The organism is Eoetvoesiella sp. (assembly GCF_035555955.1).
In the GTDB taxonomy this organism is placed as follows: domain Bacteria; phylum Pseudomonadota; class Gammaproteobacteria; order Burkholderiales; family Burkholderiaceae_B; genus Eoetvoesia.
In genome coordinates, this window is record NZ_DATMGA010000043.1 from 1 (window position 1) to 23017 (window position 23017).

Here is a 23017-nt window from a genome sequence, read left to right on the forward strand (position 1 = left end):
GCCGTCGGTTGTTGATGGCGTCGACCAGCATCGAGAAGCCCAGGGTGTCGCTAAGCAAGATGAATTCCTGGCGCTCTTTGCTGCATATCTGGCCCGTGCGGGTCAGGAAGTCGATGGCGTAGTCCCACTCTTCCTGCTTGAGCTGGATGTCCTTGGCAAACGCGTGAAGGTGCTTCACAAGCGAGGTCATGACCTCCTTCAGGCGGGGGTTGATGCCTTCGGCCATGCGGACGTTGACGGCGCTTTCGGAGTCTGCTTCGGTGAAAAACTGAGTCATGAGTGTATCCCTTTCCAGAGTGGTGTTTCGTGTATTTGGTTTTCGTTGGGAGCTGCCTGCCGGGTCTCCGGGGCTGTGGGCGGGCGCTGCCGCAGCGGCAGGAAATCGATGCCGGTGCGATCGCTGAACATTCCCCAAAGGCCGCGGCGCGCGAATAACATGATAGCGATGCCGATCAGGCCCAGCAAGATCAGGTAGATCGTTCCGTAGTCCGCCAGCGCGCGCTGCAGGATGTAGAAAACGACGACGCCCGCCACCGGCCCCGGCAACGTCCCGATTCCGCCTATCACGACAACGAAGATCACGAAGGCGGTCCAGTTGATCACGGAGAAGGCGGCTTCGGGCGTGACCCGTGTGATCTGTATGAATAGTAGCGCACCGCACAGGCCGGTGCCGAACGCCGTCGCCAGGAAGACCAGCGCCTTGAGGCGGGTGGGGTCGATGCCCAGCGAGCGCGCCGCCTCGGTGTTGTCGCGGATGGCCTGCAGGCCCAGCCCCAGGCGCGAGCGCAGGAAGGCATAGCACAGGCCCAGGGTGGCGATGGCCAGGATCAGGGCCAGCCAATAGGTGATGGTGTCGGCGGCGGCCGAACTGCTGACGCCCAGCAGATGCTTCAGTTCGGCCACGCCGAACATGTGGTTGACGGTTCCCCGCGGCAGCGAGGTGCCGGAGCCGCCGCCCAGCGCGTGCCACTGGGCCAGCGACAGGCGCGCGATCTCGGCCATGGACCAGGTGCCGATGGCGAAATAGGCGCCGCTTAGCCGGAACGTGAAGAACGCCATGGGGATGGCGAACAGCATGGCGACCACGCCGGCGACGACGACACCGATCAGGGGGTCCCAGCCCAGAAGGATGACGACGGCGAACATGGCGTAGGCGCCCAGCCCGACGAATGCCTGCTGGCCCACCGACACGAGGCCGGCAAAGCCCGCCAGCAGGTTCCAGTTCATGGCCAGCACCAGCAGGGTCAGCATCATGAACAGATCCTGCACCATCGAGCGGGAGCCGATGATGGGGACGGCGAAGAGCAGGGCGGCCAGGAGCAGCGCGATCGATGCGGCGGAGCCGCGCGGCAGGCGGAGGACTTTCTTGGAGGGCTTGGCTGGCTGTGTTTTCGTGGACATGGCTTGTGGATCCTTGACGGGCTTAGGGCCTGTTAACCCTTACTAAGGAGATCGCGTTGGGTCTTGAACCGGTCGGGCGCAAGGCGTCCCGCGCAGCAAGGCTCAATGCCTTGCGAGCAGGGACAACGCTGCGAACGGCCGGTTCAAGACCCAACCCCGCGGGAAGCCATGAAAAAACCGCCGGCTCGGCGTTGCCGGGCTTGCCCGTATCGACATACGCGCCGCGCCCGGCGCCTGGATCCGTCAGTTTTTTCATGGCTTCGCGACTCCTTAGTAAGGGTTAACAGGCCCTAATCGTTGGCGCGCGGGAACAGCCCGCGGGGGCGGATCAGAAGAATCGCCGCGAAGGCCAGGTGTCCGCTCAGGATCTGCCATTCGGGGTTGACCGCCGCGCCCAGGGTCTGGGCCAGGCCGATGACGATTCCGCCTATCAGCGTGCCCCACAAGCTCCCCAGCCCGCCGATGATGACCGCCTGGAAGGCGTAGAGCAGGCGCGCCGGGCCGATCGACGGGTCGAAGTTGGCGCGGGTGCCAAGGTAAAGGGCGGCGATGGTCGCCACCACCATGGCGATCCCGGTGGCGATGCAGAACACACGCTTGGCGTGGATGCCCATCAGGCCCGCGGTGACGGCGTCGTCGGAAGTGGCCCGGAAAGCCCGGCCCAGCGCGGTGCGGTAGAAGATCTGGTTGAGCGCGAAAATGACGGCGATGGCCGTGGCGAGGGTCATCAGCGGCACGACGCCCACCGTGAGCGGTCCGAACGACAGCGATGCCGCTTCGATGGGGCCGGCGGCCAGTTTCTGGCTGTCGGCCGAAAAGCCTTCGAGCAGCGCGTTCTGGATGACGACAGACAGTCCGAAGGTGACCAGCAGCGGAGGCAGGAGGTCGTCGTCCAGAACGCGATTGAGCACATGGGCCTGCAGCAGCCAGCCGGCGGCGAACATGATCGGCGCGGCGATCAGCACCGCCGCGAAGGGGTTCAGCCCCAGGGAGGTGGTGATGGAAAGAATGAGGAAGGCGGCCAGGACGATGAGGTCGCCGTGCGCCAGGTTGACCAGCCGCATGACGCCGAAGACGAGGCTCAGGCCCGCGGCAAAGAGGGCATACAGCCCGCCCAGCAATATGCCTTGCACAATGGTGTTCAGCAATATCATGACGTCACTCCGAAGTACGCATCGTGGATGGCCTCGCGCGAAAGCTCTGCGGGGGCGCCCTGCAGGGTCACCCGGCCTTCCATCATGCAATAGACCTGGTCGGCCACGCGCAGCGCCTGCGCGATGTCCTGCTCGACGAGGACGATGGAGGCCCCGGCCGCCTTGATCTTGGGCACGGCGGCGTAGATGTCGCGGATCACCAGCGGCGCCAGCCCCAGGCTGATCTCGTCGCAAAGCAGGACGTCGGGGTTGGACATCAGCGCCCGGCCGATGGCCACCATTTGTTGCTGGCCGCCCGACAGCGCGGTTCCGGGGCTGCGCCGGCGCTCTTTCAGAATGGGAAAGAGCTCGTAGATCGCCTCGAGCGTCCATGTGCCTTTGCCGCGGCGCGCATGGGCTCCGACGAGCAGGTTCTCTTCCACGCTGAGCGAGGGAAACAGCTTGCGGCCTTCGGGCACCATGGCGATGCCGCGCATCAGCACGTCGGGGGGCGAGAGCGCGCCGATGGGCTCGCCGCGCAGCCGGATGGCGTCCGCCGGGGCCGGGACAATGCCGGAGATGGCGCGCATCAAGGTAGTCTTGCCGGCGCCGTTGGCGCCGATGATGGCGACGGTTTCGCCCTGGTTCAGCGTCAGGTCCACGCCGAACAGCGCCTGGAAGTCGCCATAGAAGGCCGTGAGCCGTTGCGTCCGCAGCAAGGGGGTCGGGTCTGTCATGCTTCGATTCCCAGATAGATTTCGCGCACTTCGGGCGAGGCCATGACAGCGTCGGGCTTGCCCAGCATGAGCACCCGGCCGAAGTTGAGCACCATCAGCCGCTGCACGACCGAGTTCAGCGCGTGCAGCACATGTTCGATCCAGATGATGGCCGTGCCGTCCGCATGGATGTCCTGGATGGTGCGGATGAGCTCGCCGCATTCCGCTTCGGTCAGGCCGCCGGCGATTTCGTCCAGCAATATCAGGCTGGGCGAGGTGGCCATGGCGCGGGCCAGCTCCAGTCTTTTCCGCTTGAGCAGAGGGAGTCCCCCGGCCGGTTCGTCGAGCACGTCTTCCAGGCCGGTGCGCCTGAGGATGTCGACGCACTGCCGGCCCGCGTCGCGGCCGCGCCGTCCGCCGCCGAACTGGGCAGCGACCAGCAGGTTCTCGTAGACGCTGAGGCGCCCGAAGGGCTGCGGGATCTGAAACGACCGGCCGATGCCCGCGATGCTGCGCTGCATGGGTGTGTGCCGCGTCACGTCGGCGCCGTTGAACGCGATGGCGCCGCTGTCGGGGCGAAGATTGCCGGCGATCAGGTTGAAGAGGGTGGACTTGCCGGCGCCGTTGGGACCGATGATGCCCAGCGCTTCGCCCGGCTCGACCTCGAAGCTCACGTTGTCCGTGACCTTGAGCGCGCCGAACGATTTGGACACGGACTGCAGACTTAGAATAGGCATGGGGATCTCCGGACTGGCGCGGCGCCTGGTCTGGCGCCCGCGCCGGCTCCGCTAGCGCAGGGTTTCGAGCGTGCCGCCCAAGGGGATGTTGGGCGCATTGCCGTTCTCGACGATCAGCAAATCGAAGCTGCCGTCGGCCTTGCGCCGCCACTGTCCGCCGACCAGGGGCGTCTTGGCGACGTTCTTGCGCGCGAAAGGCGGCACGTTGTCCTTGCCCCATCCGATGTTGCCCACCACGGTGTCGAGCGAGGTGGTGGCGATGGCCTTGGCCACTGCCTCGTGGTCGGTGGGGTCGTCCGCCCGCTTGAGCACGTCGGCGGCGACCTCGAACAGCGCGTGGGTAAAGCCGACCGGCTGGGTCCATTGGCGTCCGGCGGCCTTGGAGAAGCGTTCGGCCAGAGCCTCGCAGCTTTCGCCTGTCAGCGAGGAATGGAACGGGAACTTCGGCGACCAGTACACCTCGCAGGTCAGGTTGTGGCCCAGGGGGCCGAGCGCCGCCACGCTTTCGGGGAACAGCAGGGCCTTGGCAATGGAGGCCAGCTTGGGCTTGAAGCCTTGCTGGCTGGCCTGGGTCCAGAAGGTGGTGAAGTCCGGTGGAATAGGAATGCCCGTGAAAATCTCCACCTCGTTTTTCTTGAAGGCGGCGATCTGCGCCGAAAAATCGTCGGTCAGGTTCTTGTAGCGCCCCGGATCGGTAAGCTTGTAGCCGGCCTTGGCGGCCGCGGGCGGCATGCCGACGTTGCTGGCCCAGGCGTTGCCGTCGCCGTCGTTCGGCCACAGCGCGCCAAGGCTCTTGTTGCTTTCCACACCCTTCCACATATTGAGGAATACCGACACATTGTCCTCGAGGCCCCAGAAGAAATGGTAGACGTAGTCGAAGCTCGTCCACGATTTCGGGTCGTTGGGGTTGCCCTGCTGGCCGATGAACCACGGCTGCCAGGGGGCGACCGAGGAAATGACCGGCACTTCCTCGGCTTCGGCGATGGTGCAGACGGGGTTGGTCGTATCCGGCGTCGAGGCGACGAGTATCAAATCCACCTTGTCCCGCACGATCAGCTCACGGGCCACGTCGGCGGCGCGGTTCGGGTTCGACTGGCTGTCCTTGACCAGCACTTCGACGTTCAGGCCTTTGGAGGGAGCGGTCTTGAGGAACTGCTCGATCATGTATTTGTCGGCCTCGGAGAAAGCGCTCAAGGCGCCCGATTGCGGACTGATGTAGCCGATCTTGATGGGGCGCTTGCGGGCGTAGGCCGGCAGAGCCAATGCGCTGACCGCCGCAGCCAGGCCGGTTCCGAGTACTTGTCGTCTTGTGACCATGGTTTTGTCTCCCGATTGTTGTGTGGATTTATGCCATTGCCTCGGCCGGAGCCGTTTGCAGATGAAGTTGCGCCATGACTTTGTCGAAGCGCCGCTGCAGCGCCTCGGGGGTCTTGGCGGTGATCGCGACGTAGAAGTCCGGGCGCAGCAGTGCGTACTTGGCGTCGAGCTGCGCGAACCACCTGGCGTAAGTGCCTTCTATATCGACGGCATCGCAGGCCGTGCCCGGCGCGCCGACTCTTACGGCCATGCCGTCCAGCGACGCGAATTGCCTTTGCTGGGCGCCGGTCAGCGCGGCGGCGGGGTCCGCATCCAGGCCGATCAGGATCCAGCCCTGGCCCACGGCCTGGTCGAAGCGGTCCTGTTTTCCGCGGGCCTGCACCAGGCCCTGCACCGATAGTTCGCCCGCGTGGGCCGATTCGCCGCACCAGATGCCGGATCCGAGCTGGCAGATGTCGGTCGGCACGGGCTGGTTGTTTCTGGCGGCCAGCTCGACCTTCATCCTGGCGTCGCGCTCGGCCGCCTGCTTTTCGTCTGAAATGCAGATGATCTTGCCCAGTTCCTGGCTGAAGTCGATGTAGTGCCTGGCATGGTCCAGGCGCTCGGAGGTATAGCTGTCGAGCACTTCCATTCCCAGCCGGCCTTCCAGGATGGCGTTGAGGCGCCAGCCCAGCGCAAAGGCGTCGCGCACGCCGGCGCACATGCCTTCGCCCGCGAACGGGGGCATCAGATGCGCCGCATCGCCGGCCAGGGCGCAGCGGCCCTTGTTCCAGGACTTGGCCCAACTGGCCTGGAAGCGATAGACCGCGCTGCGCTCCAGCGTGGCGTTGTCCGGCGTCAGGCCCCAGGGCTTGAGCAATTCCCAGGCGCGTTCGGGGGTCTGGAGCTCTTCGATGGATTCGCCCGGCAGAACCATGAATTCCCAGCGCCTGCGGCCGGGGCCGCCGGGCACGATGGTGGTCGGTCGCTTGGGGTCGCACAACTGCCATTGCGCCGGCTTCATGTCGTAGGGGCCGTGCGGAATCATGTCCAGAATCAGCCAGTCGAAGAAATAGCCTTTGTCCTCGTTCTCGATGCCCAGGCTCTTGCGCACGAAGCTGTTGGCGCCGTCGGCGCCGACCACGAACCTGGCGCGCAGGGTTCGATTCTCGGCGGCCGCTCCGGCTTCTTCGGTGTTTCGTTGCAGGGAGAGCGTGACGCCATCGGCGTCCTGCTCGAGCGCCACGCCCTGCCAGCCTCGCAACTGCGTGACGGTGGGAAGGCCGTCGGCGATGCGGGTCAGGCGTTTTTCAAGCTGGGGCTGGTTGAACCAGTAGCGCACGCGCCAGCCCGAGGCCGACGTGCTTTGCCAGTCGACGATCTGCAGGTTCTCGAACTTGGCGTCCTTCCAGTAGTACAGCTCGTCGTGATAGCTGATGGCGGGGTCGTTTTCGGAGTCGATGCCCAGTGTCGCCAGGATGCGGGCGATCTCGTGATCGTAGGTCACCGCGCGGGGACGGTCGTAGGCCTGCGTCCAGCGCTCGACCAGGGTGACCCGCTTGCCTTGCCTGCCCAGCAGGATGGCAAGCAGCGTGCCCACGGGGCCCGCGCCGACGATTGCGACGTCGGTTTCGGCGTTCCGGGGGGAGGTTGAATTGGATAGAGCCATGTCGGTCTCCTTCTCGAAAATCATTCTGTGTACTCCGGCGGTCCGGGGCCTGCCGAAGGCCTGCGCCTGTCTCCGGCTTTGCGGTTCGGGCATTTTTGACGGGCTGCTGCGGCACGAACAGAATATAATTCTAAAATGAATGTTCGTCACATATGGATTACCCTCATATTCAATGCCGTGGCATATGTGGTGTATTTCGCATGGACCGCGCCGCCGGCGATGCTCGGGACGGCGAAAGTTTCGTAGTAGACTGCGAATTGATGAATGTAGTGACCCGGATCAGATCAAATGACGAAAGAAAAAATGGAGCCGGAAGGTCGTGTGGCACGCAGGCAGCGCCGCAATCGCGAAGCGTTGATCCGCGCCGCCAGTGGCGTGATGAGCGAAAAGGGCATCGACGCCGCGACCATGCTTGAAATCGCGGAACGCGCCGACGTGGGGGCCGGGACGGTCTACAACTACTTCAAATCCAAGGACGCCCTGGCTGTGGCTGTGCTCGAGAAAATGATGCACGACCTTGCGCTGCGCATCGAAGCCACTACCGACGCCTTCGAGGATCCGGCCGAAGTCTATGCTTTTGGTATACGCACGGTGCTGGAAACAGCCACTTCCGACATGCGCTGGAAGCAGATGCTGTATCGCTCCGAAGTCATTTCCGATGCGCTGTTCCGCTGCATGGGGCCGTTTGCCATACGCGACATGCGGCGCGCGGCGGACGCCGGCCGCTTCCAGATTCCGGATGCCGAGCTGGTCTGGAAGCTGACGTCGCATGCGATCTTCGGCATCAGCCTGGCCATCACATCTGGCGAGGCGCCGTCCGACTCCATGGACCAGATCATCGAACGGCTGCTGTGTATGACCGGCATCGGCGCCGAAGCCGCGCGCGAGCTGTCCATGCGCCCGCGGCCGGCGCTGAGCCCCGAGCGCAAGCGCTAGCCAAGCCCGGCATCGGCGGGGTCGGGGTCGCGTTTACGCGGTCAAGCCCCGGCCCGAGTAAGCGTTCATCATGTTCATGCAGGGCAAATGCGCAGGCCAGCCAGGCAGCGGGCTAATGCAATATGTGGTTGTGCGGATCGAGCGGCGCGGGTAGCTGCTGGTGGCCCAGCAGGGCAAGCATTTCCCGCTCGATCGTGCGGGTCATGGCGTACAAGGGCAGGGCGTTGGGCTCGAGGCCGAAGGGGTCTTCAAGCTGATGGCCCAGCGCGTCGAGGCCGAAGAAGGTATAGGCCACGAGCAGCACGGGCAGCAGCGTCCACCAGTCCAGCGATCCCGCCAGCGCGAACGGCAGGGTCAGGCAGAAGATAAGGGCGGTCCGGTGCAGCAGGAGTGAGTACGAGAACGGCACGGGCGTGGACGCGATGCGCTCGCAGCCGCCCTGGGAGTTGGCAAGAATGGCAAGCTGGTGATCGAGCACCGAATAGTGGATGGCCTCGATCTTCTTGTCGTGCATCAGCTTCAGGCAGTATCTTCCGATCTGGTCGAGTACCGTGTTGGTGGGATTGGGCTCGTTCGGGGCCAGGCCGATGTCGCACCACGGCTTGATGGCTTCGGGCTCGCTTGCGCCGCGCAACCGGGCCGCCAGCCCCGCCGAGAAGGCGCATAGGCCGCGCAGAAGATAGTCCTTGTCTTCATGGGGCAGCGTGGCGGCCTGGCGCGCGAACGACCGGCTGGCAATGATGATGTCTCCCCAGAGCTTCCTGCCTTCCCACCAGCGCGCGTAGCAGGCGTTGTTGCGAAAGCTCATGAAGACCGACAGCGCGATGCCGATGAGCGTGAAGGGAATGGCGCTGATCCGCGCAAAAATACCCGGGTGCTCCTGTGCGGCGAAGATCGCGATGACGCTGACGATGGCAATCAGGATGAGGCGGCCCGTGATCCTTGGCAGAATCGAGCCATTGATCGTCAAGAGAATGTCCTTGATGCTGGGCTGCGAGCGAACGATCATTTTCTTTGCGCTTATTCAGGCCGAGTCGAGGCATGACGGAATGCTGGTAGTTTACCCCGGGGGCCGCGGCCGGTGCTGAGCCCGATCAAAGACTGATTTTGAGCGCAGTCAAAAACAATAAGAAGTCCAAAGAATACTGTCAATAGAGTTCTTCCCCAGTTTGTTGAGTGAGCTGAACAATATGTCGAAAACGCCAAAAAAGGGGTCGAAATTTATAGATCGGGCTTATGAAATACGTTACGCTTTTCTCGGTTACGCGGGGATATGTTCGGGCTATTTTCCTTAAAACTCATAATTTACGGCCCGCCGATAACGTCAATAAAGCGTTACCTACGCCCCCTGGGGCTGCAGTTTTTGGAGGAGAAAAAATGAAATTAACGTCCTTTCTGGAACGAAGCCGTACGGTAGCTGGACCGGGTTTTAGCCGATGGATGGTGCCCCCCGCGGCGCTTTGCGTGCATCTTTGCATCGGCCAGGCCTACGCATACAGTGTTTTCAACCTGCCGATGACCCGATTGATCGGTATCAACGAGTCGGCTCCTGACGACTGGAAGCTGACTCAACTGGGCTGGATTTTCTCGCTGGCCATCTTTTTCCTGGGTGTTTCCTCGGCGGTATTCGGGCGCTGGGTCGAAGAGGGCGGCCCGCGCAAGGCCATGTTCACGGCCGCGTGCTGCTGGGCTGGCGGGTTCTTCATTTCGGCCATCGGCGTTTCCATACACCAGCTATGGCTGCTGTATCTAGGGTACGGGGTATTGGGGGGAATAGCGCTGGGCATAGGGTATATCTCGCCGGTCTCCACGCTTATCAAGTGGTTTCCTGACAGGCCTGGCATGGCCACGGGCATGGCCATCATGGGTTTCGGCGGCGGCGCTTTCATTGCCTCGCCGCTTTCGGTGTGGCTGATGGGCAAGTTCACCACCAGCACGCATATCGGCGTGATGGAAACCTTCGTCGTTCTGGGCGTGGTCTATTTCATTTTCATGATTGTCGGATCCATCATCGTGCGGGTGCCGCCGCCCGACTGGAAGCCCGAGGGCTATGTGGCGCCGGTGCAGGCCACCAAGATGATCACCCGCAACAATGTCTATGTGTACGACGCCCTGAAAACGCCCCAGTTCTGGCTGATCTGGGTCGTGTTGTGCGTCAACACCACGGCCGGCATCGGCGTCCTGGGGCAGGCCTCGGCCATGAGCCAGGAGATGTTCCCGGGGCGCATCACGCCCATCGCGGCGGCGGGCCTCGTGGGGCTCATGAGCCTGTTCAACATGGGCGGCCGGTTCGCCTGGGCCTCGGTGTCGGACTTCATCGGCCGCAAGAACACCTATTTCGTGTTCATGGTTCTTGGCCTGCTTCTGTACTGCGCCATTCCGCACACCGGCTCGGTCGGCAGCATCACGCTTTTCGTCGCGTGCTTCTGCATCATCATCAGCATGTACGGCGGCGGCTTCTCGACCGTGCCGGCCTATCTGCGGGACATGTTCGGCACGCAGTACGTGGGCGCGATCCATGGCATGCTGTTGACCGCCTGGTCGGCCGCGGGCATTTTCGGCCCGGTCATGGTCAACTACATCCGGGCCTATAACATTGCGCACGACGTACCCAAGGCGCAAGCCTACAACACCACCATGTACATCATGGCCGGGCTGTTCGTGCTCGGATTCATCTGCAACCTTCTCGTGAAGGCGGTTCACAGCCGCTACCACATGAAGAGCGAAAACGAGATGTCGGCCATGGCGGGGAAGACCGTCGGCAATGCGGCTGGCGCTTAACGGAGGCGAACCATGGAAAATACCAATTACAAACGCACGACGACCTTGCAGCTTGTGCTGGCATGGGGGTTCGTGGGCATACCCCTGGTGTTTGGCGTATTGAAAACACTGGCCAATGCCATGAGGCTGTTCCAGTAGACTGAAAACGGTTTGCCGGTAGTTTGTCATGCGGGGCGGGCAACCGCCCCGCAGTCGTTTCCGTCCGCACGTTATGCTTGTCCGCCCTGGGAGCGTGGGCGGTAGAAACAGTCCGGGCTGCAAAGCCGTCTGCTCGGTTCATATTTCCGCCGCTTCTTGGCCCATAGAACCACTATGGGCCGGCGAATCGTCAAAAATCTGCCCTGTCGCAGCCGGCTTTTCGCCTCGAACGTTTCTACCGCCCACGCTCCTGGGGGATGGCCTTGTCCAGGTCGGCGCCCAGTATGTTCTGGGCCAGTTGGTCGAGCTGGCGCAGCGTCCAGTCGAGCACTTCCGCCTGGGTGAGGGTTTTTTCCGTGAGCCAGCCCGCGACCAACTGGTCGTGAAAGGCGATCCAGGCGCGCAGGCACACCCGCATTTTCTCGGTCGGGCTGGCAATGCCCAGTACTTCGAACAGCTTGTCTATGGCCCGCTGCCGGGAGGCTTCCCAGATTTGCGTGATCGTGCCGCTGACGCTGGTATTGAGCGAGCGGGAGCGGAACAGCGCATCGCCCTCGCGCTGCTTGATGGCCCGCATGTGGGCGCGCAGGAAAGAGGCGATTTGAAGCCTCGCGGTCTTGCCGCGAAAGGCATGCAGTTGCGCGGCATCCATGCTTTGGGCGGCCGTGCGCGAGACCTCGGCGTAGAGCTCGTCCATGGAGCCGAAATGATGGAACAGCAGGCCGTGCGCGACGCCGGCCTGCTTGGCGATTTCGGCGGCGGACACCTCAGGAAACCCGTGTCTGGCGAACAGGCTCTCGGCGGCATCGAGAATGCGCTGCTTGCCCGACGGCGCTTTCGGCGCCTTTGCCGTGGCTTTGCGGGAGGAGGGGGCTGCGGTCTGGTTCATGCGCAAATAATAGCCGAAAAACAGGCGCCGCCTGCAACCGCGGGCAAGGGAAAACCACTATCACCGAGCCTTATTTTTTGATTTAATATTGACTGAAAGTCAGTATTTTTTACGGCTCCAGCCTGCGGTAAAAATGCCGGTCCAAGTAGGGACGCTGCGTTTTTGGCGCATAAAGACGTAAAAAATTCACCCCTGGCTGTATTTTTTGAAATTAACTGACTATTAGTCAATATTTTTCAGAGGGCGCCATGGCTCCATCTTCGTGTTTCGCACAGGACGACTCGTTTGAGGTAATCATCGTCGGCGGCGGGCCTTGCGGCCTGGCTGCCGCCATCGCCCTTGGACGCTGCGGCGTCAAGACGCTTCTCGTCGAGAAGCATCCCTCGACTTCCTTCCATCCGCGCGGCCACGTCGTCAGCGCACGCACAATGGAAATCCTTAGGAACTGGGGGCAGGAAGAGGCCGTGCGCGCCCGGGCCGTTCCACATGACCGCAATCAGGGAGTCGCGTTCGTGCGGTCCGTGGCCGGCGAGATGATCGGCGACATCCGCACCGGTTCGGACAAACTGCGCAACCGCCTGTTCGAAAGCTACGGCCCCAGCGCCAAGACTTCGTGTCCCCAGGACGTGCTGGAACCCATATTGCGCCGCGCGGCGGAATCCCTGCCGTCCGTCAGCGTGCAATTCGGCACCCGGCTCGATGCGCTCGACCAGGACGATGACGAGGTCCGGGCCTGCATCACCGGATGCGATGGCCGGAGCCGCGAAGTGCGCGCGCAGTATGCGATTGCCGCCGACGGCGCAAGGGGGGCGCTGCGGCAAGCGCTGGGCATCGAGCTTGCCGGCGACGGGCCGATGGGCAGTCAAATCGGCGTGTACTTCGAGGCCGATCTTTGGCCCTGGGTGAAGGACAAACCCAACCTGCTGTGGTGGATCTATAACAACACAACGGTTGGCGTGCTCATTGCCCTGGACGGGCGATATCGCTGGACCTACAACTTTTGCTACGATCCGGCAAAGCACAGCCCCGAGGACTTCACCCACGAACGCTGCACGCAAATCGTCAAGGCGGTCGTGGGCGTCGAACAGCTCGAGCCGCGCGTGCGAGATGTGCGCGTCTGGCGCATGCAGGCGCGGGTTTCCGAAAGCCTGCGCGCCGGCCGGGTGTTCCTGGCCGGCGATGCGGCGCACCCCTTGCCGCCCACCGGCGGCCAGGGCATGAACACCGCCGTGGGCGATGTTCACAATCTATGCTGGAAGCTGGCCCTCGTGGTCCAGGGGAAAGCCGGCGACGGCTTGCTCGACAGCTACGAAACGGAACGCCTGCCGGTCATCCGCTTCAATGTCGAGCAAAGCGTGCGCAACGCCCGCAAGATGGAGGCGGCGGGCTTGGGAGGCATCATGCGCACGCCCGAGGACTTCCGCGAAGAAGACATCTCCCGCATGCGCCAGGCCATTCCGCTGCAGCGCGAGCACTTCGAATATCACGGCCAGACCTTCGGCTATGTGTACCGCTCCGCGCTGATTTTCGACGAAGGGGCGGATATTCCGCCCGGCGAAGTGAATACCTATACCCCCACTGCCGCTCCCGGCGCCCGGGCGCCGCACTGCTGGCTGCGGTGGCGTGAGGGTGCTCCGCTGTCCACCATCGATCTCTTCAAGGACTTGACGTTCACGCTGTTGGCGGGGCGTCTTGGGCATGCCTGGCTGGCGGCCTTCCGCAAGGCGGCTGTTGGCGCCGGGCTGGAGGGCGGCGCTTTCCGGGTCGGCCCGGACGGCGATCTGGTCGATAACCAGGGTTCGTTTCACGAGCTGTACGAAATCAGTCCCGAAGGGGCCGTTCTGGTCCGGCCGGACGGCCATGTGGCGTGGCGTTCCCGGGGCGGGGCCGACGACCCCGACGAGGTGCTGAGGCAGGTTGTCCAGGCCATTGTCACCGGCTCGAAAGAGGCCGTTCTCGAAACCGCATAAAACCGTTTTCCGCAAGGAGCAGCACCCATGACCACGATTCCCCCGTACACCCGGCCGCCGCGGCGCCTGGCGCACATCGCCCTTAGAACCAATCAGCTCGAGCGGATGGTGGCCTGGTATGGCTGCGTGCTCGGCACGCGCATCGCCTATGCTTCCGATAAGGTGGCGTTCCTGACCTACGACGAAGAGCATCACCGCATCGCCCTGCTGGCCATGGACGACTACCCGGCCCGGCCCGAGCAGGGCGCGGTCGGTCATGTTCATACCGCATTTGCCTACGACTCGCTCGACGAGCTCATGGGCACCTATGTGCGGCTCAAGGCCGAGAACATTCTGCCGCGCCGCTCCATCCATCACGGCCCCACGGTGTCGCTGTACTACGCCGATCCCGACGGCAACCAGATCGAGCTCCAGGTGGACAGCTTTCCCGACGCGGAATCCGCCAACGCCTGGATGCGCAGCGCAGCGTTCAGTCGCAATCCCATCGGCATCGAGTTCGATCCTGAGGCCATGCTGGTGCGGATGGGCTCGGGCGAGCCCGAGTCCGATCTTCTGCACCGTCCGGACGGGGTGTAGCAATTCTGTATCCGGCATGTATGGCATGTGCAGCATGCTGGGAGCCATGGACCCGGATGGCCGGAAGGCGATTTGCCAGGTGGGGGGCGCTGCGCGATCATAGGGAGCAGGTTTTTCCCCTTATTCCCTCAGGATACTGCCGTGACCCTCGAAAACAAGTCGTTTGAAGCCTATGTAAGCGCCATCCGCGCCTGCAGGGTTTGCCGTGACCAGCCCCGCTACGGCAAACCGCTGGATCACGAGCCCAGGCCGGTCATCCAGGTTTCGGAAACGGCCCGCATCTGCATTGCCAGCCAGGCGCCCGGAGCGCGGGTCCATGCCAGCGGGCGTCCATTCAGCGATGCTTCGGGGGTTCGCTTGCGGGAATGGATGGAAATCGCGGAGGACGAATTCTACGATCCGTCCAGGGTCGCGATCATTCCCATGGGATTCTGCTTTCCGGGCACCAAGCCCGGCAGCGGCGATCTGCCCCCGCGCCGCGAGTGCAGCGAACTCTGGCACGAAGAGTTGTTCAGGCGCCTGCCGAACCTGAGGCTGCTGCTGGCGATAGGCGGCTATGCGCAGCGCTGGCATTTGGGGAAGGAAGCCACCCGCCAGGGCGTCAACGAAACCGTGCAGTCCTGGCGCGAGGTCTACCGGGCGGATCCCGCACGCCATATCTATCCGCTGCCGCATCCGTCCTGGCACAACAACAACTGGCTCAAGCGCAACCCCTGGTTCGAAGCCGAGATGCTGCCGGTATTGCGGGCGGACGTGCGCGCGGCGCTTTCCTGACGCCGGAGCCGGCTTTTCTTTTTTAAGGGTTTGTTCTGTATTTACCCCTATCGGCATAATAATTAATATATTATCCAATTTTCTTAACATATTAATTATTTTCACCATAACCGAAGAGGGAACCATGAGACGAACCTGGCGTGCCATTTGTATTTCAACCGTTGCGCTTGCCGCCGCCTTTACCGTGGGCGCGCAGGCGGAGACGGTCAATGTGGGGGTTACGGTGCCGACCACCGGGCCAGCGGCCATTCTGGGGGTGGGCGCGCGCAATGCGATCAGCCTGTTTCCCAGCAAGATCGCGGGCTACGACGTCAACTTCAGGGTGCTGGACGATGCCAGCGACATCACCAATTCGGTGAAGAACGCCAAGCAGTTCCTGGGCGACAAAGTCGACCTGATCGTGGGTTCGTCCACATCGCCGCAGTCGCTGGCCATCATCGAGGCCATTGCCGGCTCGCAAACGCCGCTGATCGCCCTGGGCGCTTCGGCGCGCATCGTCACCCCCATGGACGACAAGCGTAAATGGGTGTTCAAGACGGCGGCCAACGATTCGCTCATGGCCCAGGCCATCATCGAGCACATGGTTGGCAAGAAGGTCAAGACCCTGGGCTTCATCGGCTTCGGCGATGCCTATGGCGACAGCTGGCTGAACGAGATCAAGCCCTTGGCGGAAAAGCACGGCATCAAGCTGGTTGCCGTGGAGCGCTTTCACCCCAAGGACCAGAGCGTAACGGGCCAGGTGCTGCGCGTCATGGGCGGCCACCCCGACGCGGTGCTGGTTGCGGGCTCAGGCACGCCGGCGGCATTGCCGCATGCCACGCTGGTCGATCGCGGCTACAAGGGCCTTATTTACCAGACACATGGCGCGGCGACCGAGGACTTCCTGCGCGTGGGCGGCAAGGCGCTGAACGGCGGCTTCCTGCCGGTTGGCCCGAACCTGGTCTGGGAGCAACTGCCCGACAGCTTCCCCACCAAGGCGGCCAGCGCCAAGTTCGTGCCGCTGTATGAAAGCAAGTTCGGCAAGAATTCGCGTTCGAATTTTGCGGCTCAGGCCTACGACGTGCTGCTGTTGCTGGAACGTGCCTTGCCCGAAGCCGGCAAAAAGGCCAAGCCGGGCACGCCCGAGTTTCGTGTTGCCTTGCGTGATGCGCTGGAAAACGTGAAAGAGCTGCCGGCCAACGCGGGCGTTTTCAACATGACCCCCACCGACCACTCGGGTTTGGACAAGCGTGGCCGCGTCATCGTCAGGATCCAGGACGGCAAGTGGGTGCTGGACAAGGCCGACCAATAAAGATTGGCGGGTTTGCAGCCGCCGGCAGTCCACAGGGGCTGTCTGGCGGACTCGCATCAGTTTGAATGCATGAACCAGGCAAGCAGCGCGCTGGTTTCCGAGGCCTCCTTTTCGGAGGCCTATTTGTCTTTCGAGGCGGAAGCGGGCTTTGCCCTGGCTTTTTGGGCGCTGGCCGGTGTTTTGGCCCTGGCGCTCAGGGGCGTCCGCACCACCTTCGCCGCGGCCTGGGCCGGGTCGGGCAGGGCGATGAGGGTGTCCAGCAGTGCGTAGGCGGAAAGCAGGCTTTCCTGCCCCAGCAGTTCCTTGAGGGTGCCGTACTGGGTTTCGATGGACCGGCTGATGGCGCCCACCAGGTTCTTGCTGCGGGTGGTCAGGTCGACAAACACCTTGCGCTGGTCGCTGGAAAGGCGGTGCCGCACGATCAGGCCGTTCTGCTCCATGCGGTCCAGAATTCCGCTCAGGCTGGGCGCGAGAATGCAGGATTCTTCCGCGACACGGCCGGTCTCCATTTCCCCGAATTCATTGAGCACCCGGATTACGCGCCATTGCTGCTCCGTCAGGCCATGCTTTTTCAGATCCTGGCGGAAATAGCGCATGACCGACTCGCGCGCCCGCAGCAAGAGCATGGGCAGGTTGCGGTGCTGGAATTTATTATTGTTCATGGCGTGGCGCGAAGGACGGCGGGAGCCCGGAGATCGTAAAGGCTCTACTTTAGCGCATGCGCCGCGGATTTCCGGAATAGTTAATGTATTAAATTGTTGGGCGTGTGGCCGAACCCGGACGGCGCTTGGCATATTTGAAAAATATTCATATAAAACAAAATATTGCGTCAGGATGAAAATTCCGGGAAATTCCATGAAACGGAAAAAAGTACCTCATTCGAGGTATGGAATTATTCGAGCCAGGAACTATACTTTCAAGAAAGCCGCAATGCGGCGAACCAAAGAACTAGGAGACAACCATGTTCCTGAAAAATACCTGGTATGTGGCCGGCTGGTCGCAGGAAATCACCGCTCAGTCCCCGCTTCCCCGCACGATTCTGGGTATTCCCGTCGTACTGTGGCGCGATGCCCAAGGCAAGGTTTCGGCGCTGCCCGACCGCTGTCCGCATCGGGGCGCGCCCTTGTCCAAGGGGCGCATCGAAGGGGACGAGCTGCGCTGCATGTACCACGGCATGAAGTTCGACGCGCAGGGCGCCTGTACCCATATTCCGGGACAAGAACGTATTCCGCCCGGCGCCAACCTGAGCGGCTTTCCCGTTGTCGAGCGCAATAAATGGGTGTGGATCTGGATGGGCGAGGCCGACAAGGCAGACGCCAGCCTCATCCCCGACACCTACTGGCTGGACAGCCCGCAGTGGCGCTACAAGCCCGGCGGCAACATGCACTACGACGTCAACTACCTGCTCATCGCCGACAACCTGCTGGACTTCTCGCACCTGCCTTTCGTGCACGAGAAAACCCTGGGCGGCAGCGCGGACTATGCCAATACGCGGGCCGATGTAAAGCGGCTGGACAACGGCCTGCGGGTCGAACGCTGGTTCATGGACGCGCCGCCCGCGCCCTTCGTCAAAGACCTCACCGGCTGGACGCAGAATGTCGACCGCTGGAACATCTACGACTTCGTCGTGCCGGGCGTGCTGCTCATGGACTCGGGCAGTGCGCCGGCCGGCGGCGGCGCCCGCGAAGGCAACCGCGAGGGCGGCGTGCAGTTCCGCAGCGCGCAGGCGCTGACCCCCGAGACGGAAACCAGCACCCACTATTTCTTTTCGCAGGCGCACAACTTCGCCCTGGACGATCCCTCCGTCACCGAAAAGCTGCACGCCACGGTGGTGGCCGGCTTCAAGGAGGACTGGGACATGATCCATGCCCAGGCCCATACGCTGTCGCTCGACCCCAGCTTCAAAATGATGCCGCTGAACGTCGACAACGCGCTGGGGCATTTCCGCTGGCTGATGGGCAGGCTTATTTCAACAGAACAGACCGTGGCTCGCGCCGCTTAGGAGACTACCATGTCCTTACCTCCCGCCCCCGTTTTGCAGGCGCTCAAGAAAAGTTCCGCCAGCATGGCCAACCGCAGCACGCCCTTCGTCTACAACGAATGGTATGTCGCCGCGTTCTCCAGCGAAGTCACCCGCGAATTCCTGCCGCGCATCCTGCTCGAAAAGCGCGTCGTCCTGTTCCGCACCGAGGCCGGCGAAGTCGTGGCCCTGTCCGACCGCTGCGCGCACCGGGCGTATCCGCTGTCGCTGGGCAAGCTGGAAGGCGACACCATCGTCTGTGGCTACCATGGTTTTCGCTTCAATGCCGAGGGTGATTGCATCGATGTGCCGTCGTCCGCCAAATGCCCGCGCGACCTGGGCGTGGCCCGCTACCGCGTGGTCGAGCGCGGCCCGCTGGTGTGGATCTGGATGGGCGACCCCGACGAAGCCGACGAGTCGCGCCTGGTCGAGCAGGAATGGCTGAGCGAGGCCAACTGGGCGAAGTCCAGCGGCTATTTCGAGCTGCAGTCCAACTACATCAGCATGCACGAGAACCTGCTCGATCTTACGCATTTGTCGTTCCTGCATGCCAATACCTTCGGCACGCCCGACTACGCCAAGGCAGCGTTCAAGTCCGAGATCGGCGACGGCTATTTCGCGCTGTATCGCGACGTGGTGCCCACCACGCTGCCTCCGCTGTGGGCCAAGCCCACCGGGCTGGAGGGCTGCACCACCGCGGCGCGCATCGTGAAGTCCGAGTTCAAGTCGCCGGCCTTCCACCAGGTCAACGTCAGCTTCTACGATAACAAGCTGCCCGAGGCGCAGCGCAAGGTTTCGCGCATCAAGACCGCGCATATCCTTACGCCGCAAACGCATTCGAGCTGCCATTATTTCATTGTGCACGGCCGCGACTTCGGCCTGGAAGACGACAGCATCACGCAGTTCATGCACGAAAACCTGTTCGAGGCGTTCAACGAGGACGTCGAGGGCATGGCGGCCCTGGAGCAGGTCTGGCAAACCACGAGCCCCGACGATATGTACGAGATCTCCGTCGGGGCGGACGGCCCTTCGGTGGCCATGCGCCGCTACATCAAGCAGCGCGCCGATGCGGAGGGCCTGGCGAAGGCCGCCGGGCCAAAGGTGGTCAGCGCGCCGGCTCGCAAGGAAGCCGCCGTTTGAGCGCATGAGCGCACGCCCGCCTTATCGCGAGCTGGGCCGTCTTGTCGACAATATCGGCAACGACGGCTTTGCCGCGGCTGTGTTCGAACTGATGTACGCGGCGGTGGGGGCGGACCACGTGGTGGCGCACCTGGTGGGGCGCCACCACATCCTGGGGCTTTTCACCCACGGCCTGCTTTCCGCGCGCATCGCCAACACCATCAACCAGCGCTATCTCGAGCGCTATCACATGCTGGATAAAAGCGTGTCGTCGTTCCGCGAACTGGGCGACGACGAGCCGGTGGTCACCCGCTTCGACCAGCGCCTCAATGCCTCGCCGACCTACAGCGCGTTTTTTTTTGAAAGAACCGGCTTGTGCGACAAGCTCTCGGTGGTCAGCAACCGCAGCGAGGGCATGGCTTTCTGCAACTTGTACAGGCTGGATGCCAGCGGCAAATTCAGCAAGAAGAACCTGCTGGACGCCCAGGCTCTGGCGCCGGTTCTCATGGCCGCCATCTGGCAGCACGTGGACCGTATCGGCCAGGCCAGCCTGCCCACCATGAAGACCTTGTCCGAGCCTTACGCGGCCGAGCGGCATGCGCTGCGAACATTGTCACGGCGCGAGATGCAGGTGTGCCAGCGCTTGCTGGCCGGCGCCAGCAACGAAGGCGTGGCCCTGGATCTGTCGATCAGCACGCACACGGTCAGGACGCTTAGAAAACGTGTCTACAAGAAACTGCAGGTCAACTCGCTAAGCGATTTGTACGCCAAATACATGAACGCCATGTCGGCGGTGGTCAGCGGGCAATGATGGCGACCGTTGGGCCGTAGTTGCGCCGATGGCCGGGGGCGGGCCTGCCTGCGCCGGCAGGCCGCCCTCGGCCGCCAGGCGGCCTACATGCCGCCCATGGCCAGGTATTTGATTTCCAGGTAGTCGTCCAGGCCGTGACGCGAGCCTTCGCGGCCCAGGCCCGAGCTCTTGATGCCGCCGAAGGGAGCGACCTCGGTGGAGATCAGCCCCGTGTTGATGCCGACCATGCCGTATTCCAGTGCTTCGGAAACGCGCCACTGGCGCGCCGAATCGCGGGTGTACATATAGGCGGCCAGGCCGAACTCGGTGTCGTTGGCCATGGCCACGGCCTGCTGCTCATCGTCGAAGCGGAACAGCGGGGCGACGGGCCCGAAGATCTCCTGCCTGGCGACGTCCATGGCGGGCGTGACGCCGGTAAGCACCGTAGGTTCGAACCACAATCCACCCAGCTCGTGGCGTTTTCCGCCGGTGGCGACGCTGCCGCCCTTGGCGACGACGTCGGCGATCAGGCGTTCGGCCTTCTGCACGGCGGCTTCATTGATGAGCGGGCCTTGGACGACGCCGTTTTCCAGGCCGTCGCCAACCTTCAATTGGCGGGCAGCCTCGGCCAGCTTGCGGCTGAAGGCGTCGTAGACGCCGGCCTGAACCAGGAAGCGGTTGGTGCAGACGCAGGTCTGGCCGGAGTTGCGGTACTTGGAGGCGATGGCGCCCTGCACGGCGGCGTCCAGGTCGGCGTCGTCGAAGACGATGAACGGCGCGTTGCCGCCCAGTTCCAGCGAGAGCTTCTTGACCGTGGGCGCGCATTGGGCCATGAGCAGGCGTCCGACTTCGGTGGAGCCTGTGAACGAAAGCTTGCGCACGACGGGGCTGGAAGTCAGCTCGCCGCCGATGGCGCGCGGATCGCCCGTGACGATATTGAGGACGCCGGCCGGCAGCCCGGCGCGTTCGGCCAGTTCGGCCAGGGCCAGCGCCGAAAGAGGCGTGAGTTCGGCGGGCTTGACCACCATGGTGCAGCCGGCGGCCAGCGCCGGCCCGGCCTTGCGGGTGATCATGGCCGCGGGAAAGTTCCAGGGCGTGATGGCCGCGCATACGCCGACGGGTTGCCTGACGGCCAGCAGGCGCTTGTCGGGGAAGGGCGAGGGGATGACTTCGCCGTAGGCGCGCTTGCCTTCCTCGGCGAACCATTCGATGAACGACGCGGCGTAGGCGATTTCGCCCCGGGACTCAGCCAGGGGCTTGCCTTGCTCCAGCGTCATGAGACGCGCCAGGTCTTCCTGGTGCTGCATCAGCAACTGGAACCAGCGCTGCAGGATGCGGGCGCGCTCGGCGGCCGTTTTGGCTTTCCAGGCCGGCAACGCCTGTTCGGCGGCCAGGATGGCGCGGCGGGTTTCGTCGGCGCCGGCAAGCGGCACGCTGGCGATGGCCTGGCCGGTGGCCGGGTTGAGAACATCGAGGCGGGCGCCATTGTCGGCTTCCTGCCATTGGCCGTTTATATAGCAGTGCCGGCGGAGCAGGGCGGGGTCGGCAAGCTGCGGAGCGTGGAGTTCGGTCATGGTCAGTAGCCCGCGCCGGCGGCGCGCACCGATTGGGGGCGCACGCTGTTGATCAATTTGGTGGCCGCGCTGCGCAGCAGGCCGGTATCGGCGCCCAGGGCCAGGAAGCTGGCGCCGCTGGCCTGGAAGGATTCGACCATGGCGGGGTCGGCGCAGAACACGCCGGCCGCCTTGCCGGCGGCCGTGATGCGCTTCAGCGCCTGTTCCACGGCGGCTTTGACCTCGGGGTGGCCGGGCTGGCCCAGATGGCCCATGGAGGCGGCCAGGTCGGACGGGCCGATGAACACGGCATCCACGCCCTCGACGGCAGCGATGGCATCCAGGTTTTGCAGAGCCGTACGCGATTCAATTTGTACGATGAGGCAGGTGTTGGCTTCGACCTGGGCGAAGTAGTCGGGCACGGCGTTCCAGCGCGAACCGCGCTCCAGGCCGGTGCCGACGCCGCGTATGCCCTTGGGCGGGTAGTGCATGGCGCTGACGATGGCGCGCGCCTGTTCGGCGTTGTACACCATGGGCACCAGCAGGGTTTGCGCGCCCACGCCCAGCAACTGCTTGATGAGGGCGGCGTCGTGGTTGGCCGGGCGCACCAGGCACTGTACGGGATGGGGGGCCATGGCCTGCAGCTGGCTTTGCACCAGTGGCACGTTGTTGGGGCCGTGTTCGGCATCGATGAGCAGGAAGTCGTAGCCGCAGGTAGCCATGATTTCGGCGCTGATGGGGTTGGCCAGGCCCAGGAAGAGGCCGAGTTGCGGCCGGCGCTCGGCCAGCGCCTGCTTGAAGGTGTTGCGGGGCATATCCATGAATGAGGTTCCTGCTTTGCGTTTAGACGAATCGGAAGGCGATCTGGCCCAATTTACCGTAGTCGGCCTGGAAGGTGTCGCCCTGCTTGGCGCCGACGGGGCGCGTGAACGAGCCGCCCAGGACGACGTCGCCCGCATTGAGCTGTTCGCCGTAGGGCGCGATTTTATTGGCCAGCCAGGCGACGCCGTTAGCCGGGTGGTTGAGCACGCCGGCGGCCAGGCCGGTTTCCTCGATGACGCCGTTGCGGTAAAGCATGGCGCCCACCCAGCGCAGGTCGACGCTGTCGGGCCGCACGGGCAGGCCGCCGGTGACGATGCCGGCGTTGGCGGCGAAGTCGGAAATGGTGTCGAAGACCTTGCGCGGGGCCTTGGTGTCGCGGTCGAACTGCTCGATGCGGGCATCGATG

At 63.5% G+C, this 23017-nt stretch carries 24 protein-coding genes; 10 read left to right on the forward strand and 14 right to left on the reverse strand.

All coding sequences use genetic code 11. The annotated features are described in order from the left end of the window. The 8 genes from VNT00_RS11420 to mhpA all read right to left on the reverse strand — a co-directional run. On the reverse strand, positions 1–277 hold a 277-nt coding region (locus VNT00_RS11420), incomplete at its 3' end, for a dioxygenase (RefSeq protein ID WP_325587541.1). Further along, complete coding sequence (locus VNT00_RS11425) at positions 274–1401, reverse strand: branched-chain amino acid ABC transporter permease (RefSeq protein WP_325587543.1); 1128 nt, start codon at positions 1399–1401, stop codon at positions 274–276. The genes VNT00_RS11420 and VNT00_RS11425, both read right to left, overlap by 4 nt. Positions 1402–1423: 22 nt before the next feature. After that, on the reverse strand, positions 1424–1657 hold the full coding sequence (locus tag VNT00_RS11430) for a hypothetical protein (RefSeq protein WP_325587545.1): 234 nt from the start codon (positions 1655–1657) through the stop codon (positions 1424–1426). 34 nt (positions 1658–1691) lie between these two features. Next, positions 1692–2555, reverse strand: coding sequence for a branched-chain amino acid ABC transporter permease (locus VNT00_RS11435; RefSeq protein ID WP_325587547.1), 864 nt, complete (start codon positions 2553–2555; stop codon positions 1692–1694). Next, positions 2552–3271, reverse strand: a complete 720-nt coding sequence (locus VNT00_RS11440) for an ABC transporter ATP-binding protein (RefSeq protein WP_325587549.1) — start codon at positions 3269–3271, stop codon at positions 2552–2554. The genes VNT00_RS11435 and VNT00_RS11440 overlap by 4 nt, the downstream gene beginning before the upstream one ends. After that, positions 3268–3987 carry an ABC transporter ATP-binding protein gene (locus VNT00_RS11445; protein ID WP_325587551.1) on the reverse strand — a complete coding sequence of 240 codons (720 nt, stop codon included), beginning with the start codon at positions 3985–3987 and terminating at the stop codon, positions 3268–3270. The genes VNT00_RS11440 and VNT00_RS11445 overlap by 4 nt, the downstream gene beginning before the upstream one ends. A gap of 51 nt (positions 3988–4038) precedes the next feature. Then, positions 4039–5304 carry an ABC transporter substrate-binding protein gene (locus tag VNT00_RS11450; RefSeq protein ID WP_325587553.1) on the reverse strand — a complete coding sequence of 422 codons (1266 nt, stop codon included), beginning with the start codon at positions 5302–5304 and terminating at the stop codon, positions 4039–4041. Between the two features lie 28 nt (positions 5305–5332). Further along, complete coding sequence (gene mhpA, locus VNT00_RS11455; protein ID WP_325587555.1) at positions 5333–6952, reverse strand: bifunctional 3-(3-hydroxy-phenyl)propionate/3-hydroxycinnamic acid hydroxylase MhpA; 1620 nt, start codon at positions 6950–6952, stop codon at positions 5333–5335. 288 nt (positions 6953–7240) lie between these two features. Between mhpA and VNT00_RS11460 the strand changes: the two genes are divergently transcribed. Further along, positions 7241–7888 carry a TetR/AcrR family transcriptional regulator gene (locus tag VNT00_RS11460; RefSeq protein ID WP_325587557.1) on the forward strand — a complete coding sequence of 216 codons (648 nt, stop codon included), beginning with the start codon at positions 7241–7243 and terminating at the stop codon, positions 7886–7888. Positions 7889–8000: 112 nt separating this feature from the next. Here VNT00_RS11460 and VNT00_RS11465 read toward each other — a convergent pair whose 3' ends face one another. Then, on the reverse strand, positions 8001–8897 hold the full coding sequence (locus tag VNT00_RS11465) for a bestrophin family protein (protein WP_325587559.1): 897 nt from the start codon (positions 8895–8897) through the stop codon (positions 8001–8003). A gap of 368 nt (positions 8898–9265) precedes the next feature. On the opposite strand from VNT00_RS11465, the gene VNT00_RS11470 reads away from it, so the two are divergent. Next, positions 9266–10669, forward strand: a complete 1404-nt coding sequence (locus VNT00_RS11470; protein ID WP_325587561.1) for an L-lactate MFS transporter — start codon at positions 9266–9268, stop codon at positions 10667–10669. 12 nt (positions 10670–10681) lie between these two features. After that, on the forward strand, positions 10682–10807 hold the full coding sequence (locus tag VNT00_RS11475; RefSeq protein WP_325587563.1) for an MFS transporter small subunit: 126 nt from the start codon (positions 10682–10684) through the stop codon (positions 10805–10807). Between the two features lie 235 nt (positions 10808–11042). On the opposite strand, the gene VNT00_RS11480 is transcribed toward VNT00_RS11475, so the two are convergent. Beyond that, complete coding sequence (locus tag VNT00_RS11480) at positions 11043–11696, reverse strand: TetR/AcrR family transcriptional regulator (RefSeq protein WP_325587565.1); 654 nt, start codon at positions 11694–11696, stop codon at positions 11043–11045. A 248-nt stretch (positions 11697–11944) separates the two neighbouring features. Here VNT00_RS11480 and VNT00_RS11485 point away from each other — a divergent pair, with 248 nt between their 5' ends. The 4 genes from VNT00_RS11485 to VNT00_RS11500 all read left to right on the forward strand — a co-directional run bounded on the left by VNT00_RS11485 (position 11945) and on the right by VNT00_RS11500 (position 16307). Beyond that, complete coding sequence (locus VNT00_RS11485; RefSeq protein WP_325587567.1) at positions 11945–13666, forward strand: FAD-dependent monooxygenase; 1722 nt, start codon at positions 11945–11947, stop codon at positions 13664–13666. A gap of 27 nt (positions 13667–13693) precedes the next feature. Continuing rightward, positions 13694–14242, forward strand: a complete 549-nt coding sequence (locus tag VNT00_RS11490) for a VOC family protein (RefSeq protein WP_325587569.1) — start codon at positions 13694–13696, stop codon at positions 14240–14242. A gap of 141 nt (positions 14243–14383) precedes the next feature. After that, positions 14384–15016, forward strand: coding sequence for a uracil-DNA glycosylase family protein (locus VNT00_RS11495; RefSeq protein WP_325587571.1), 633 nt, complete (start codon positions 14384–14386; stop codon positions 15014–15016). A 124-nt stretch (positions 15017–15140) separates the two neighbouring features. Further along, positions 15141–16307, forward strand: coding sequence for an ABC transporter substrate-binding protein (locus VNT00_RS11500; protein WP_325587573.1), 1167 nt, complete (start codon positions 15141–15143; stop codon positions 16305–16307). Between the two features lie 119 nt (positions 16308–16426). On the opposite strand, the gene hpaR is transcribed toward VNT00_RS11500, so the two are convergent. Further along, positions 16427–16969, reverse strand: a complete 543-nt coding sequence (gene hpaR, locus VNT00_RS11505; protein WP_325587574.1) for a homoprotocatechuate degradation operon regulator HpaR — start codon at positions 16967–16969, stop codon at positions 16427–16429. Positions 16970–17268: 299 nt separating this feature from the next. Between hpaR and VNT00_RS11510 the strand changes: the two genes are divergently transcribed. From VNT00_RS11510 to VNT00_RS11520, 3 genes are read left to right on the forward strand one after another with little or no spacing between them, the layout of a single operon-like run. Then, entirely contained in the window at positions 17269–18309 is a 1041-nt protein-coding gene (locus VNT00_RS11510; protein ID WP_325587576.1) for an aromatic ring-hydroxylating dioxygenase subunit alpha, read from the forward strand. Positions 18310–18318: 9 nt separating this feature from the next. Then, positions 18319–19467, forward strand: a complete 1149-nt coding sequence (locus VNT00_RS11515) for an aromatic ring-hydroxylating dioxygenase subunit alpha (protein ID WP_325587578.1) — start codon at positions 18319–18321, stop codon at positions 19465–19467. Positions 19468–19471: 4 nt separating this feature from the next. Further along, complete coding sequence (locus VNT00_RS11520) at positions 19472–20257, forward strand: helix-turn-helix transcriptional regulator (RefSeq protein WP_325587580.1); 786 nt, start codon at positions 19472–19474, stop codon at positions 20255–20257. A gap of 83 nt (positions 20258–20340) precedes the next feature. Here the strand turns inward: VNT00_RS11520 and VNT00_RS11525 are convergent, their stop codons facing one another. The 3 genes from VNT00_RS11525 to VNT00_RS11535 all read right to left on the reverse strand — a co-directional run. Further along, positions 20341–21810 carry an NAD-dependent succinate-semialdehyde dehydrogenase gene (locus VNT00_RS11525; protein WP_325587582.1) on the reverse strand — a complete coding sequence of 490 codons (1470 nt, stop codon included), beginning with the start codon at positions 21808–21810 and terminating at the stop codon, positions 20341–20343. A gap of 2 nt (positions 21811–21812) precedes the next feature. Next, positions 21813–22610 (reverse strand): HpcH/HpaI aldolase family protein, encoded by a 798-nt coding sequence (locus VNT00_RS11530; RefSeq protein ID WP_325587584.1) that lies wholly within the window; start codon positions 22608–22610, stop codon positions 21813–21815. Between the two features lie 22 nt (positions 22611–22632). Continuing rightward, a partial coding sequence (locus VNT00_RS11535) for an FAA hydrolase family protein (protein WP_491700830.1) occupies positions 22633–23017 on the reverse strand: 385 nt, incomplete at its 5' end.